Source organism: Nonomuraea sp. NPDC050394, from assembly GCF_044459065.1.
Taxonomy (GTDB): Bacteria; Actinomycetota; Actinomycetes; order Streptosporangiales; family Streptosporangiaceae; genus Nonomuraea.
The window spans coordinates 119,545-134,311 of record NZ_JBITIO010000022.1 but is presented as its reverse complement, the minus strand read 5'-3'; the positions used below and the strand labels follow the sequence as shown (position 1 = coordinate 134,311).

The window sequence follows — 14,767 nt, the reverse complement described above, 5'->3', positions numbered from 1 at the left end:
TTCAGTTCTGTCGTCACAAACGGAGCTTGGACACCCTCGCTGTACGCCCGCAGCCGATTAACGAACCTCAGCCCTTGGAATCAACCATCTAGGCGGCTAGCGAGAACCTGTTGCCTGAAGCACTGTTGTGGTGGCAGGAGATGGGCTGGTCGTAGGTGATGTCCGGGAGGTGGCGGCTGAGGACGTCGCAGACCAGGCCCATCATGACCGCGCGGTTGCGGCGGGCGTAGTCCTGGGCCCAGAACAGGTCGCGGCGGTAGGCGTCCATCTCCGGCGTGCTGCCGAGGAAGACGGCCAGGTCGCGGTCGACCAGGCCCTGGTTGTGCGACAGGCCGCGGGCGACGCCGATGTGGTGCTCGGCCAGTTCCTTGCCGATGTTGCGCGAGCCGGAGTGCAGCACCACCCAGACCCACTGCTCGTCGTCGGCGCAGATCTCCAGGAAGTGGTTGCCGCCGCCGAGCGTGCCCATCTGCACCTCGGCGCGCTCCCTGCGGGCGTGCACCTGCGGCGCGAGCTCGTCGAAGCCCTTCCAGAACGCGCCCCACCCGGACGTCTTCAGCCCCTGGACCTTGGACGGGTCGACCGGCAGCTTGTGGTGGCCGAAGCCGACCGGGACCGCCCGCTCCAGCTTCCCGCGCAGGTACGCCAGGTTGTCGGGCAGCTGCGAGCTCTTGTAGGACGTCTTGACCGCGGTCATCCCGCAGCCGATGTCCACCCCGACCGCCGCCGGGGAGACGGCGTCCTTCATCGCGACGACCGAGCCCACCGTCGCGCCCTTGCCGTGGTGCACGTCCGGCATGACGGCGACACCGTGGACCCACTCCAGGTTCGCCACGTTGCGCAGCTGCTGCATCGCCTGCGGGTCGACGGACCCGGGCTCCGCCCACATCCTGATCGGCCTGCGGGTGCCGGTCACCTCGTTGTACGTCATCTCGTATCGCCTCCTCCCGGGTACATCCCGAACGTGATCAATGACGCCAGAAGCGCGCCACCCCGGGCAACCCATTTAACGCCCTGACTGGAGGCGGCTGGAGAAGTTCACGCTGACGCGGGGGCCGGACCGGGTGGCCTGCTTGGGGACGCTGTGCCGCCAGTCGCGCTGGCAGCGTCCGCCCATCACGACCAGGTCGCCGGCGGCGGGGGTCAGCGCGACGCCGCGTCCGCCCGCCCGCGGTTTCAGGAGGAAGCGCCTGGTCGCGCCCAGGCTCAGGACCGGGACCACGCACCGTTCGCGTCTGCACGTGGCCCAGTCGCCGTGCCAGCCGGTGCTGTCGCGGTGGTCGCGGTAGAAGTTGATCCACAGTCCGTCGTACGGCAAGCCGTAGCGGGCCGACAGCGCGGCGGCGGCCGTACGGAGGAGGTCGTGGGGCGCGTCGGCGAGGTCGGGGTACTCCGCGGTCAGCCGGGGCTCCACCATCATGCGGCCGGCGATGCTCCGCAGCCTTTGCTCCCACGCCGCGCCCGCGATGAGCTCGCGCAGTAGGTGCTCGCCACCGGTCAGCCAGGCGGGCACGTGCTCCACCCAGGAGGTCTCGTCCAGCCGGACGCGGCGGGCGGTCGCGAACGTGCGGTCGAGACTCGGCGTCTGCTGCGCGAAGAGGTCGAGCTGGTCCATGCCTCATGGTGTACGGCACCCGCGCCCGCCCCTTCCGGTCATATCCGGCCATCCCCGGGCCTGGACGATGTCCGAATCCGGCCGGTGGACGCCCTGGCGGCCCGCGTAGTGTCGGCCCCATGACGAGTTCCAAGGCTGAGACCTTCGCCGCATTGCACCGTCCGGGAGATCCGCTGCTGCTGCCCAACGCCTGGGACGTGGGCTCGGCGGTGGCGATCGCCGCGGCGGGGGCCAGGGCGATCGCGACGACCAGCGCCGGAGTGGCCTGGTCGCTCGGGTTCGCCGACGGCGCGGACCTGGGCGCCGACCGGGTGGCCGCGGTGGTCGAGCGGATCGCGGCGGCGGTCGGGTTGCCGGTGTCGGCCGACATCGAGGCCGGGTACGACTCGGTCGAGGAGACCGTGACCGCCGTGGTGCAGGCCGGGGCGGTCGGGGTGAACATCGAGGACCGCGTGGACGGTGCGATGCTCGACCCCGCCGAGCAGGCCGGACGGCTGGCCGCCGCCCGCGCCGCCGCCGACCGGCTGGGCGTGCCGGTGTGGATCAACGCGCGCACGGACGTCTATCTCGCGGGCAGCGGGCGGCTCGACGAGGTGAAGCGGCGTGCCGAGGCGTACGCGGCGGCCGGGGCCGACAGCGTGTTCGTCCCCGGGCTGGTGGATCTGGCGGCGCTCGCGGAGCTGTCGGCCGGGCCGCTGCCGGTCGCGGCGATGGCGTGGGCGGGGGCGCCGGGGGTGCGGGAGTTCGCCTCGGCCGGGGTGGCGCGGGTGAGCCTGGGCTCGGCGATCGCGCAGGCCGCCTACGCGCTGGCCGCGAGGGCGGCCACGGAACTGCTGGAGAAGGGCGGCTACGACGCCACCGGGGACGGCCTGCCGTACGACAAAATGAATGCTCTCTATAAATAGAGAGTGTACTCTCCTTTAGGAGTCAACTCCTAAAGGAGGTTTGCCGTGGGTCTGCATCACGTGGGGCATGTCGTCGGTGACATGGAGGGGGCGGCGCGGCGATACCGGCAGCTCGGGTTCACGGTGGCGCCGCCCGCCTATCCCGTGCTTCCCGGCGTCGAGCAGCCGTTCGGGGTGGCGAACGCGCACGTCTACCTCGCCGGCGGGTTCGTCGAGCTGGTGGCGGTGCTCGACGGGGTGCCCGGCGAGGCGCGGCCGATCCCGCTGCGGGTGCCGGACGACAAGCTGCCGGGGCTGGTGTCGGCCATCCGGGCGGCGTCCGCGGCCATCGCGGGCTTCCTGGAGCGCTTCCAGGGCCTGCACATCGTGATCGCCGGCACCTCCGACCTGGACGCAGTGGCCGCGCGGCTGAGCGCCGACGGCGTCGGGCACGGCGGGGTGCACGCCATCCAGCGCCCGGTCGAGACCGCCGCGGGCACCGCGATGGAGCCCGCCCGCTACCTGGAGATCTCCGGCCCGCCGCCGGAGGGCAGGATCGGGTTCGCCGAGAACGATCCGGACTCCGCGGCCGTGGCGGCCGAGCACGCCAACGGCGCGACCGGGCTGGTGGAGTGTGTCCTGTGCGTCGCCGACCGGGAGGTGGGCGCGGCGCGGCGCCGTTTTGACGGCTGGGCGGGCGTCAGGATCGTGCCCGCTTCCGCGCTCCCCGGGCTGCTGCCCGGCGAGCGCCCCCCGGCCCTGCCGGCCTTCGTCGCCTACGCGGTGTCGGTGGGTGACCTCGCCGCCACCGAGCGGTTCCTGCGCGGCAACGGCGTCCCCGTCGCCGCAACCGGCTCCGGCGAGATCTTCGTCCCCGCCGAAGCCGCGCTGGGCACCGCGATCGTCTTCCGGCAGGGCTAGGGCCGCTCCACCCGCAGCCCCTGGGGCAGGCCCGTGATCCGTGCCGCGCCGGAGCGGTCGACCGTCACGTCCACGGGCGCCCCGGCCACCCGGAGCCCCCTGACGGCCAGCGCGCCCAGCGGCGCCCCCGGGCGGAGCAGCACCCGCCCGCCCGGAACATCGGGATAAAGCCCGGCAGCGGCATGGACGATCGCCAGGGAGGAAGCCGCCGACCAGGCCTGCGGACGGCAGGCCGCCGGATACGGCACCGCCCGCCCCATCAGCGAGCGCTCGTCCCCGGCGTGCAGCTCGGGCAGCCGGTAGCCGAAGGTCTCCGCGGCCGACAGCAGCCCCTCGGCCAGATGGGCGGCGAGAGCGCCGTGACCGCCGCGGGCGAGTCCGGCGATGACGATCGCGGTGTCATGCGTCCAGATGGAACCGCAGTGGTAGGACAACGGGCTGAACCCCGCGTCCGCCGCCGACATCGTGCGCAGGCCGAACCCGCCCGACATCGCGGGATCGGCCAGCGTCCGCGCGATCCGCGACTCCTCGCCTGGCGTCAGGATGCCGGTCCCGAGGAGGTGCCCGATGTTGCTGGTCAGCGCGTCGACCGGGCGCTTGTCGCGATCGAGGGCGAGCGCGGGATGGCCGCCGTCCACCCAGAACCGCTCCCGGAAGCGCCCGGCCAGCCGCCCGGCGTAGTCCCGCCACCGATCGGCGCCGGGCCGCCCGAACGCCTCCAGCAGCGCCGCCCCCGCCAGGGCCGCCTCATGCGCGTATCCCTGGACCTCGACGAGGGCGATCGGCGGCTCGGCCCGCGTGCCGTCGCGGAAGCGGACGGCGTCGCCGGAGTCCTTCCATCCCTGGTTGGCCAGGCCGCGGCCACCGGCGTCCAGGTACTCCAGGAACCCGTCGCCGTCGGCGTCCCCGTCGGTGGCCAGCCAGCCGAGCGCGGCCTCCATGGCGGGGAGCAGTTCGGCCACCTCCGCTTCCGGCATGCCCCAGCGCCACGCGTCGTGCAGCAGGGCGATCCAGAGCGGGGTGGCGTCGATGGTGCCGTAGTAGGTGGGCGGCAGGCGCAGCCCGCTGTCGAGGACGAACTCGTGCCCGCGCAGCTCGTGCATGATCTTGCCGGGCGCCTCGCCCGTGACGGGGTCGGACTTGGCGCCCTGGAGACGGGCCAGGACGCGCAGCGTGCCAGCCGCCAGCGAGGTGCCCAGGGGCAGCATCATGCGCGCGGCCCAGATGCTGTCCCTGCCGAACAACGTCAGGAACCACGGCACTCCCGCGCCCAGGAACGTCTCGCCGGGCGCCCCGGTCACGGTGAGCCGCAGCGACTCCAGGTCGTCGAGCGACTGACGGGCCAGCCGCACCAGCCGGGCGTCGTCGGCCTCGATCTCCGGCCTGCTCCACTCGCGGGGGCCCGCCGGTGCCGCCACGACCGCCCGCGGGTCGGTGACGGCGACGTTCCACCGCAGCGTGCGCCGCTCGCCGGGCGCGAGCGTCACCTCCCACCGCGTGCCCGCCCCGGTCTGCTCGCCGCCGTCGCAGGAGGTGACGGTGACGCGGGCGTCTCCGGAGCGCCAGAGCAGCTCGCCGCCGATGGTCTCGGGTTTCCCGGGTACGGCGCCGCCGCCCGACTTCACCACATCGATGGGGGCGAAGTCGCCGGCCAGCGTGACGGTGACCGTACAGGTGAAGGGGGCCGAGGCCGTGGAGGCGATCGTGATCTCCTCGGCCATCGCGCCCGGCGTGACCCGCCGCACGCGCTCGACCCGGACGGTGGGGTCGGCGGCGCGGTCGCCCAGCCACCGGGCCAGGGAGACGAACCGGGCGAGCCCCGCGGCCGGTACGGCGTGGCCGATCGGCTCCGGTTCGCGCCCGTCGATCTCCAGCCTGGCCTGCGAGAGCACGCGGGTGTCGGCGTGGAAGAGCCCCTGCACTCCGGCGGGCCTGATCTGGCCGTCGGCTCCGCTGAGCGCGCTCGTCGGGGCCAGGACGGTACTGACGAGGTCGTGCAGGAGCGGTTGCAGGCGGTGGTCGTGCACAGTGAGGACCCCTTGACACTCCGTTTACTTGAACGATCTAATCCTGTCACACACCTTTTAGATCGATCAAACCCCCAGAAAGGGCGTAAATGCCGGACAAGGTGACGATCGCCGACGTGGCCCGTCATGCCAACGTGTCCCGCCAGACGGTGTCGAACGTGCTCAACTCCCCCGAAGTGGTCAAGGAGGAGACACGGCGGCGGGTGCTCGCGTCCGTGGAGACCCTCGGCTACCGGGTGAGCGCCGCGGCCCGGCAGATGCGGACCGGCCGTTCGCGCCTGCTGGCCGTGCGGATCGAGACGACCCAGGATGGCATGAACGTCTTCGACCGTTTCCTGCACGGACTCACCGAGTCGGCGGCCAGGTCCGGCTACCGCGTGCTGCTCTACGCCGCCACCGGCGACCATGCCGAGATCGCCACGATCGATCAGCTGCTGGGCGAGTTCGAGCCCGACGGGTTCGTGCTGACCAGCACTCACCACGGCGACCCGCGTGCCTCCTGGCTGGCCGAGCGCGACCTGCCGTTCGTCACCTTCGGCCGGCCGTGGGGCGCGCCGGCGGCCGGCCACCCGTGGGTGGACGTGGACGGCGCCGCCGGGACCGAGTCCGCCACCCGCCACCTGCTCGGCGAGGGCCACCGCCGGATCGGCTTCATCGGCTGGGAGGCGGGCTCCGGCGTCGGCGACGACCGCAAGAACGGCTGGTCCAGGACGCTGGCCGCCGAAGGGCTCGACACCGGCCTCGCGCTGGAGACCGACGGCTCCAGCGCCCAGGGCCGGGCGGCCGCGCGGGAGCTGACCGGGCGCGGCGCGACCGCCCTGGTCTGCGTCAGCGACTCCGTGGCACTCGGCGCCCTTCAGGTCCTGCCGGCCGTGGTCGGGTTCGACGACACCCCCGTCGCCGCCGCCGTCGGCCTCACCAGCCTCGGCCAGCCCCTCGCCGAGGCCGCCGCGCACTGCGTCGACCTGCTCACCGGCCGCCTGTCCGGCCGGCCCGCCGCGGCGCACGTGCTGCTCACCCCCTCCCTGGTCATCCGAAAGGAACCCCGCTCATGAAACGCCTCGCGATCCCCGCGGCGGCAGCCGTACTCCTGTCGGCCACGGCCTGCGGCAGTGGCTTCGACGACCGGCAGGCGGCGCCCGCGCAGCAGAGCGGCGGCCCGGCCGCGCTCCAGGTCCTGATGGCCTCCTCCGGCGAGGCCGAGACGAACGCGGTCAAGCAGGCGGCCGGGGCCTGGGCCAAGGCCAGCGGGAACACCGCCGCCGTCACCCCGGCGCAGGACATTCACCAGCAGCTCGGCCAGGCGTTCGCGGGCAGCGACCCGCCGGACGTGTTCTACGTCGACGCCTCGCGCTTCGCCGACTACGCCAGCGTGGGCGCCCTGGAGCCCTACGGCGACAAGATCTCCGACGCCCGGGACTTCTACCCGAGCCTGCGCGAGACGTTCACCTACGACGGCACGTTCTACTGCGCGCCGAAGGACTTCTCCACGCTCGCCCTGGTCGTCAACGACGAGCTGTGGAAGAAGAACGGGCTCACCGCCGGTGACATCCCCGCCACCTGGCAGGAACTCGCCGCCGTCACCAAGAAGATCAAGGGCGTCACGCCGCTGGTGTTCGGCGAGACCCGTGACCGGATCGGCGTCTTCATGGTCCAGTCCGGCGGCTGGATCACCAGCGAGGACGGCAAGCGGGCCACCGGCGACAGCCCGGAGAACCTGGCCGCGCTGGAGTACGTCAAGGGCCTGCTGGCCGACAAGCGGGCCCAGTTCGCCAAGGCGCTCGACGCCGAGTGGGGCGGCGAGGCGTTCGGCAAGGGCAAGGCCGCGATGACGATCGAGGGCAACTGGATCAAGGGCGCGATGCGGGCCGACTACCCCGGCGTCGCCTACTCCGCGCACGAGCTGCCCGCCGGGCCCGGGGGCAAGGGCACGCTGTCGTTCACCAACTGCTGGGGCATCGCCGCCAAGTCGAAGAACAAGGCGGCGGCGATCTCGTTCGTCGAGGCGATGACCAAGGCCGAGCAGCAGATGGTCTTCGCCAAGGCCTTCGGCGTCATGCCCTCACGTCAGTCGGCCAAGGACGCCTATCTCAAGGAGTTCCCCGGCGACGGCGCGTTCGTCAACGGCGCGGAGTACGCGCAGGGGCCGGTGAACGCCCCCAAGATGGACAGCGTCCTGTCGGACTACGACACCTCGCTGCAGCAACTGGCCTCCCAGGATCCCCAGGCGATCCTGGCCAGGCTCCAGAAGAACACCGAGAGCGCGCTCGGCTGACGTCATGCGCAGCCGTACCAGGGAGAACCTCGCGGGGTGGCTGTTCGTGGCGCCGGTGGTGGCGATCCTCGGGCTGTTCATGCTCCTGCCGATCCTCATGGCGCTCTGGGTGAGCCTGACCGGATGGAACGGGCAGGGCAGCCCGTTCCGGGCGGGCGTGCCGTTCGTGGGCGGGGAGAACTACGCGCGCCTTTTCACCGAGGACGGCCTGGCCCGCGAGAACTTCATGACCAGCATCCGCAACAACGTCTACTACGTCGCCGTGGTCGTGCCGCTGCAGACGGCGCTGGCGCTGGGCCTCGCGCTGGCGGTGAACAAGCGCAGGACGTTCTTCCGCACCGCCTTCTACTTTCCCTCGGTGACCAGCTCGGTGGCGATCAGCGTGGTGTTCCTGTTCATCTTCAGCAACTCCGGGGCGGTCAACCAGGTCCTGGGGTTCCTCGGGGTGAACGGGCCGCAGTGGTTCACCGATCCGCGCGGGGTGATCCAGCTTCTCATCGGCGATCCGCCGGCCTCGCTCACGGGGAACGGCGTGCTGGGCCTGACCTGGTGGGAGTGGCTGTCGGGGCCGAGCGTGGCGATGTGCGCGATCATCATGCTGGTGGTGTGGACGACGTCGGGCACGTTCATGCTCATGTTCCTCGCGGCGCTGCAGAACATCCCGCGGACGCTGGACGAGGCGGCCATGATCGACGGGGCCTCGCGCCGGCAGCGCTTCCGGCTGGTGACGCTGCCGCTGCTGAAGCCGACGATGTTCCTCGTGCTGACGCTCGGGCTGATCGGCACCTGGCAGGTGTTCGACCAGATCTACGTGATGAGCCAGGGCGATCCGGCCAAGACCACGCTGACGCCCGCGTTCCTGTCGTACCGGACGGCCTTCCGCGACTTCGACTACGGCTCGGGCACGGCGATCTCGTTCGTGCTCTTCCTGATCATCGTCCTGCTGACGCTGCTGCAACGCTGGATCATGAGGGAGCGCGAGGCATGAGGCGCGTCGTCCTGATCGTCTTCTCCATCGCCTTCGTCTACCCGTTCGTCATCCAGATCGCCAACTCCTTCAAGACCGATCCGGACGCCTCCGCGCACCCGCTCTCGCCCATCCCCGGCCCGGCCACGCTGTCGGCGTTCGAGCGGGTGTTCTCCGGCACGGACATGCCGATCTGGCTGACGAACTCGCTGCTGGTCACCGTGGTGCTCACGCTGAGCCGGCTGCTGCTGGACTCGATGGCCGGGTACGCGCTGGCCAGGCTGCGGTTCCGGGGGCGGCGCGGGCTGTTCGCGGCGATCATCGCGATCATGGCGGTGCCGGGCGTCGTGCTCTTTATCCCGAAATTTCTGGTCTTGAATCAGCTGGGGATGTACGACTCCTACCTGGCGTTGATCCTGCCGGTCGTCGCCGACGCGGCCGGGGTGTTCGTGATGAAGCAGTTCTTCGAGTCGGTGCCGCGCAGCGTCGAGGAGGCGGCCCGCCTGGACGGCGCGGGAACCTTCCGCGTCTTCTGGTCCGTGGTCCTGCCGATGTCGCGGCCCGCGCTGATCACGCTGACGATCCTGTCGTTCCAGAGCTCGTGGAACGAGTTCCCGCACACGCTGGTCGCCGTGCAGGACCCGGCGCTGTTCACGCTCCCGCGCGGGCTGGCCGACCTGGTCAGCGGCTCACTCGGCGGCGGCACCCAGTTCCCGCTCAAGCTCGCCGCCGCGCTGCTGGCGACGATCCCGGTCGCCGTCATCTTCGTCGCCTTCCAGCGCCACTTCATCCGCGACCAGAACGAGGGAGCCGACAAGGGTTAGCTAGCCGTCGGGGCGGACGTCGCGGGCCAGGGGGGCGCGCCAGCCGTACCTCATGGCGGCGATGCGCAGGACGAAGGCGATCACGGCGGCCGCCAGCGTCGCGGGCCAGCCGTGCAGGTCGTAGACGTACAGGGCGCCCATGACGGCGGAGCCGACCATCGCGGGCACGGCGTAGAGCTGGCGGTCGTACAGGAGGGTCGGGATCTCGCCGGCCAGCAGGTCGCGCAGCATGCCGCCGCCGACCGCCGTGGTCACGCCCAGCAGGACAGCGTGCAGGGGGTTCAGGCCGTACTCGAGGGCCTTCTCCGTGCCGACCGCGCAGAACAGGCCGAGGCCCGCCGCGTCGAGGATCATGATGGCGGGCATGACCCTGGCCACGTGCGGATGCCAGAAGGCGACGATGACCGTGGCGGCGAGCGGTACCAGGACGTAGCCGAGGCTCTGGAAGGCGGCGGGCCGTACGTTGAGTATGAGGTCGCGGACGATGCCGCCGCCCAGCGCGGTCATCGAGGCGAGCACCGCCATCCCGACCACGTCCAGCCGTTTGCGGACGCCCATGAGCGCCCCGGTGAGGGCGAAGACAAAGATTCCGGCCAGGTCGAGAATTTCGGACACGGTGGATGTTTTACCGGATCGGCGGCATCGTCGGCGTGTCGTGCTCGGCCATCATCTCCCTCAGCTTGCGCACGAACATGAACAGCGCCACCCCCGCGACGATCGCCATCGCGGCCAGCACCAGGTAGTACGTGGTGTCGGACATGACGCTGCTCAGCCTGCCGGTCTGGCCGCCCACGGCGTCGCCGACCGAGACCGCGATGAACCAGACGCCGAGCATCTGGCCCTTGAAGGCCGCGGGCGCGAGCTTGGTCGTGACCGAAAGCCCGACCGGGCTCAGTGACAGCTCGCCGAAGACCTGGATGAGGTAGACCAGCACCAGCCACCACACGCTGACCTTGCCGCTCTCGGCGAGCTTGGCGGCCAGCGCCATCACGACGAAGCTCAGCCCGACCATGATCAGCGCGAACGCGAACTTCTGCGGCGTGCTGACCCGGTTGCCGAGCTTGAGCCACAGGGCCGCGAAGACCGGTACGAAGATCATGATGAACAGCGGGTTGAACGACTGGGTGGTGGCCGCCTGGATCGGCACGCCCAGCAGGTTGAGGTCGGTGTTGTTCTGGGCGAAGAACAGCAGCTTGCTCGGCGCCAGGTCGTAGATCATCCAGAAGATGGCCGCGGCGATGAACAACCAGATGTAGGCCTTCATCTTGGAGCGTTCGTCGGCGGTCAGCTCGTGGGGGCCGCGCAGCACGTAGAGGAAGTAGACGATCGGCACGGCCAGGATGACGATGGTCACGACCAGCGTGAAGCGGTCGAGGTCGAAGGTGCCGCTGGCGATCCAGACGGCCAGGAGGGCCAGCACGACGACGACGCTGACCAGCGTCAGCCGCAGGACCTTGGTGCGTTCGGCCGGGGTCAGCGGCTCGCCGGGCCGGTCGCCGACGCCGCGCAGCTGCTTGCGGCCGAGGGTGTACTGCACCAGGCCGAGCGCCATGCCGACCGCCGCCGCGCCGAAGCCGAGGTGCCAGCGGTCGCCGGCGGCCAGCCAGCCCACGACCAGCGGGGCGAAGAAGGCGCCGAGGTTGATGCCCAGGTAGAACAGCGAGAAGCCGGAGTCGCGGCGGCCGTCGTCGCCCTCGGGGTAGAGCTTGCCGACCATCACCGAGATGTTGGGCTTGAGCAGGCCGGTGCCGGTGATGATGAGCAGCAGGCCGATCGCGATGAAGACCGGCCCCTGGACCGGGATGGCCATGCTGATGTGGCCCAGCATGATGACGAAGCCGCCCCAGAACACCGACCTGCGCGCGCCCAGGATGCGGTCGGCGACCCAGCCGCCGGGCAGCGCGACGAGGTAGATGAGCGCGCCGTAGACGCCGACGACGGCCTGGGCGGTCTCCTCGGTCAGGCCGAGGCCGCCGGTGGCCGGGGAGGCGGCCAGGAAGGTGGCCAGGATGGCGCGCAGGCCGTACCAGCTGAAACGTTCCCACATCTCGGTGCCGAAGAGCGTGGCCAGACCCCAGGGGTGGCCGAAGAACGTCCTGCCGCTGCTGCTCATGCGCGCCCCCCGAACGACACGTTATGCATGTGATCCAACACTCTACGTGACCGGTCTTGTGAAGCTGTCCCACAGGGGCTTGCCGCTACCCCCGGCGTGTGGTGCGATGCATCCCACTCGTGCAAGTGAATACTGACTGGAGGCGGGCGCCATGGCCGAAGTCCTTGAGGTACGGGCCGAGATCGAGTCGCAGATCGCCGGCCGTACCGTGTGCGAGCAGCTGAGACAGGTCGCCACAGATCATCCCGGCTCCCCCGCCTACTCCGACCCCGAGGGCGAGGGCTGGCGCACGCTCACCTACGCCGAGGCGCGCGAGAGGGTGCTGACGATCGCGGCGGCGTTCGCGGAACTCGGGCTGGAGCCCGGCGAGGCCGTGGCGCTGATGATGGTCAACCGCGGCGAGCACGTGCTGGCCGACCTCGGAGCGGTGCACGCCGGCGGCGTGGGCTGCACCATCTACTCGACCTTCGCCGCCGAGCAGATCGCCTTCGTGGCCGCCGACGTCGGCGCCCGCTACGCCGTGCTGGGCGGCCCCGCCGACGTGGACCGCTGGATGCCGATCCTGGACCAGCTCACGGAGCTGCGGCGGATCATCGTGCTGGACGGCGCGCCCGAGGGCGACGAGCGCTTCCTGCCGTGGGCGGACTTCCTGGCGCTCGGCGAGCGCGCGCTGGCCGCCGGCCGGGCCGCCGTGGACGCCCGCTGGCAGGCCGTCAGCGCCGACGACACCGTCACGGTCCTGTACACCTCGGGCACCACCGGCATGCCCAAGGGCGTGCCGCTCACCCACCGCAACGTCTTCTACGAGGTGGCCTCCACCGACCGCCTCACCACGCTGCCCGTGCAGGGCACGCAGATCAGCTATCTGACCTACGCGCACATCGCCGAGCGCGTCCTCAGCCTCTACCTGCCGCTGCTGAAGGTCTCGCACGTCTACTTCTGCACCGACCTGGCCAACCTCGGCGCCACGCTGGGGCAGGTCCGGCCGATGATGTTCTTCGGCGTGCCGCGCGTGTGGGAGAAGATGATGGCGCGCCTGCAGGCCGTCCTCGCCACCCAGCCGGAGGAACAGCAGCAGCAGGTACGGCAGGCCATGGCGGCCGGCGTCGCCTACGTCGAGGCGGGCCAGCACGGCGGCACGATCACCCCCGAGATCCAGTCCGCCTACGACCAGGCCGACAAGGCGCTGCTGTCGGTGGTCCGCTCGATGATCGGCTTCGACCAGGCCCAGTGGACGGCGACCGGCGCCGCGCCACTGCCGGGCGAGGTACAGCGCTTCTTCGCCGGCCTCGGCCTGAAGGTCATCGACGTGTACGGCATGACGGAGACGACCGGCGCCTTCACCGGCAACAGCCCGGCCGACTACAAGCTCGGCACCGTGGGCAGGGCCGAGCCGGGCGTCGAGATCCGCATCGCCGAGGACGGCGAGATCCTCACCCGCAGCCCGCTCAACACCGGCGGCTACCTGAACCGGCCGGAGGAGAGCGCGGCCCTGATCGACGAGGAGGGCTGGCTGCACACCGGCGACATCGGCTCGATCGACGAGGACGGCTTCGTCCGGGTCGTGGACCGCAAGAAGGAGCTCATCATCACCGCGGGCGGCGAGAACATCTCGCCCGCCAACATCGAGAGCCACCTGAAGGAGCACCCGCTCATCGGCCAGGCGCTCGCCTACGGCGACGGCCGCCCGCACCCGGTGGCGGTCCTCACGCTCGACGCCGAACTCGCGCCCGGGTGGGCGCAGGCACGCGGGATCGCCTTCTCCTCATTGGCCGAACTGGCCCAGAACGGCGAGGTGCTCAAGGAGGTCGAACTGGCGGTGGAGGCGGCCAACGCCAAGCTGGCACGGGTGCAGCAGGTCAAGCGCTGGGCCCTCCTCGGCAGCGAGTGGACGGCCGAGACGGCGGAGCTCACACCGAGCCTGAAGCTGAAGCGGCGCGTCATCCACGCCAAGTACGCCGACGTCATCGAGGGGCTTTACGTGGACTGACGGCTTTTGCCGTTGGGGGCGTGTGTCCTACCCCTGGCCATTACCGGATGGTTCCTACCGTCTTGATCATGACCAGTAGAGTCCTTCTGGCTTCGCTCGCGGCGGGGGCCCTCGCGGTACCCGTGCCGGTGGCCAACGCGGCGAGCGAGCCCGCCATCAGAGAGATCACCATACGTCCGGCCGATCCGGTGGTCGGGCCCACCGGATCGGTCCGCCTCGTCATCGAGGTCATCGCCCAGGGGGTGGACGGCCGCGACGGGGTCACCGTCAAGGTGGACCCGGGCGCGCCACCGGACGGGGTGCCCGCGCCTCCGGTGGAGCCGGTGGATCCGCCGCCGGTTGATCCACCGCCGGTGAGCCCGCCGCCGCTGCCCACGCCCACCGTCGTCCCGTCCGTGGCGCCGTCCGCCGTTCCGTCCGCCCTGCCGTCCGCCGTGCCTTCCGTGGCGCCCTCTGTCGCGCCGTCCGCGGTGCCGTCGGGGCTGCCGTCCGTGGCTCCGTCGGCTCTGCCGTCGGCTGTTCCGTCGGCCGCGCCTTCCGTGCTGCCGTCGGTCGCGCCCTCCCAGGTTCCGCCGCTGCCCGCGCCGCCGCCGCTCGCACCCGGGCTCGCCGTACCCGGGCAGGCGCCGCGGTGGCACGGGGAGCAGGCCGGGGCGATGCGCCGCGGCGACGGCTGGCAGACCTGGCGCTTCCTGCCCGAGAAGGGCCTGACCCGCTACTACCCGTCGGGCACCTGGACGATCGTCGCCACCGCGACGGGCCCCGACGGCAGGAGCGTGACCGCGTACAAGACGTTCAAGCTGCGCAAGGAGACCCGCCTGACCTCGGTGCAGGCCACCAAGGTGGCCGGCACGAAGGCCGTGCGGCTGCGCGGCGTGCTGACCCGCGTGGACCCGATGGGCTTCACCGACTACTCCCCGTTCGGCAACCAGCGCATGGAGATCCTGCACCGCCGTGACGAGAAGTCGCCGTGGAGGCAGGAGGCCGTGGCGACCACCTCGGAACTGGGCAAGTTCGGCAAGACCGTGCTGGGCCCGGCGAGGGGGCAGTGGCGGGCCCGGTTCCCGGGAACCGGTCACTACGCCGCGGAAGTCTCCTCGGTCGAACACATCGGAGATCGTTCTTGACCTTCGCTTTAACGGTCGTTGCCG

12 protein-coding genes and 1 pseudogene are annotated in these 14,767 nt (G+C 71.2%); 8 read left to right on the top strand and 5 right to left on the bottom strand.

Annotated elements, in window-relative coordinates:
• Positions 1-124 precede the first annotated feature (124 nt).
• A pseudogene (locus ACIBKY_RS49625) lies at positions 125-931 on the bottom strand (RtcB family protein); the annotation flags it as partial.
• A gap of 75 nt (positions 932-1,006) precedes the next feature.
• Complete coding sequence (locus ACIBKY_RS49620; protein ID WP_397108713.1) at positions 1,007-1,615, bottom strand: alpha-ketoglutarate-dependent dioxygenase AlkB; 609 nt, start codon at positions 1,613-1,615, stop codon at positions 1,007-1,009.
• 119 nt (positions 1,616-1,734) lie between these two features.
• On the opposite strand from ACIBKY_RS49620, the gene ACIBKY_RS49615 reads away from it, so the two are divergent.
• Positions 1,735-2,520 (top strand): isocitrate lyase/phosphoenolpyruvate mutase family protein, encoded by a 786-nt coding sequence (locus tag ACIBKY_RS49615; protein ID WP_397108711.1) that lies wholly within the window; start codon positions 1,735-1,737, stop codon positions 2,518-2,520.
• A gap of 45 nt (positions 2,521-2,565) precedes the next feature.
• Positions 2,566-3,420 (top strand): VOC family protein, encoded by an 855-nt coding sequence (locus ACIBKY_RS49610; protein WP_397108709.1) that lies wholly within the window; start codon positions 2,566-2,568, stop codon positions 3,418-3,420.
• Here the strand turns inward: ACIBKY_RS49610 and ACIBKY_RS49605 are convergent.
• Complete coding sequence (locus ACIBKY_RS49605; protein WP_397108707.1) at positions 3,417-5,447, bottom strand: glycogen debranching N-terminal domain-containing protein; 2,031 nt, start codon at positions 5,445-5,447, stop codon at positions 3,417-3,419. The two genes, ACIBKY_RS49610 and ACIBKY_RS49605, sit on opposite strands and share 4 nt — an antisense overlap.
• Before the next feature lie 89 nt (positions 5,448-5,536).
• Between ACIBKY_RS49605 and ACIBKY_RS49600 the strand changes: the two genes are divergently transcribed.
• Genes ACIBKY_RS49600 through ACIBKY_RS49585 form a run of 4 tightly spaced genes read left to right on the top strand, consistent with a single transcriptional unit; the run spans position 5,537 to position 9,513 of the window.
• Positions 5,537-6,502: a LacI family DNA-binding transcriptional regulator gene (locus tag ACIBKY_RS49600; RefSeq protein WP_397108705.1), complete on the top strand. Its 966-nt coding sequence runs from the start codon at positions 5,537-5,539 to the stop codon at positions 6,500-6,502.
• Positions 6,499-7,722: an extracellular solute-binding protein gene (locus ACIBKY_RS49595; protein ID WP_397108703.1), complete on the top strand. Its 1,224-nt coding sequence runs from the start codon at positions 6,499-6,501 to the stop codon at positions 7,720-7,722. The genes ACIBKY_RS49600 and ACIBKY_RS49595 overlap by 4 nt, the downstream gene beginning before the upstream one ends.
• A gap of 4 nt (positions 7,723-7,726) precedes the next feature.
• Positions 7,727-8,710, top strand: coding sequence for a carbohydrate ABC transporter permease (locus ACIBKY_RS49590; RefSeq protein WP_397108701.1), 984 nt, complete (start codon positions 7,727-7,729; stop codon positions 8,708-8,710).
• The gene (locus ACIBKY_RS49585) at positions 8,707-9,513 is read left to right on the top strand and encodes a carbohydrate ABC transporter permease (protein ID WP_397108699.1); all 807 of its coding nucleotides are present in this window, start codon (positions 8,707-8,709) and stop codon (positions 9,511-9,513) included. The genes ACIBKY_RS49590 and ACIBKY_RS49585 overlap by 4 nt, the downstream gene beginning before the upstream one ends.
• Here ACIBKY_RS49585 and ACIBKY_RS49580 read toward each other — a convergent pair whose 3' ends face one another.
• Entirely contained in the window at positions 9,514-10,128 is a 615-nt protein-coding gene (locus ACIBKY_RS49580) for a trimeric intracellular cation channel family protein (protein ID WP_397108697.1), read from the bottom strand.
• 10 nt (positions 10,129-10,138) lie between these two features.
• Positions 10,139-11,626, bottom strand: coding sequence for a peptide MFS transporter (locus ACIBKY_RS49575; RefSeq protein WP_397108695.1), 1,488 nt, complete (start codon positions 11,624-11,626; stop codon positions 10,139-10,141).
• Positions 11,627-11,777: 151 nt separating this feature from the next.
• Between ACIBKY_RS49575 and ACIBKY_RS49570 the strand changes: the two genes are divergently transcribed.
• A complete protein-coding gene (locus ACIBKY_RS49570; RefSeq protein WP_397108693.1) occupies positions 11,778-13,616 on the top strand; it encodes an AMP-dependent synthetase/ligase in 1,839 nt (612 codons plus the stop codon).
• A 68-nt stretch (positions 13,617-13,684) separates the two neighbouring features.
• Positions 13,685-14,743, top strand: coding sequence for a hypothetical protein (locus ACIBKY_RS49565; protein WP_397108691.1), 1,059 nt, complete (start codon positions 13,685-13,687; stop codon positions 14,741-14,743).
• Positions 14,744-14,767: the final 24 nt, after the last annotated feature.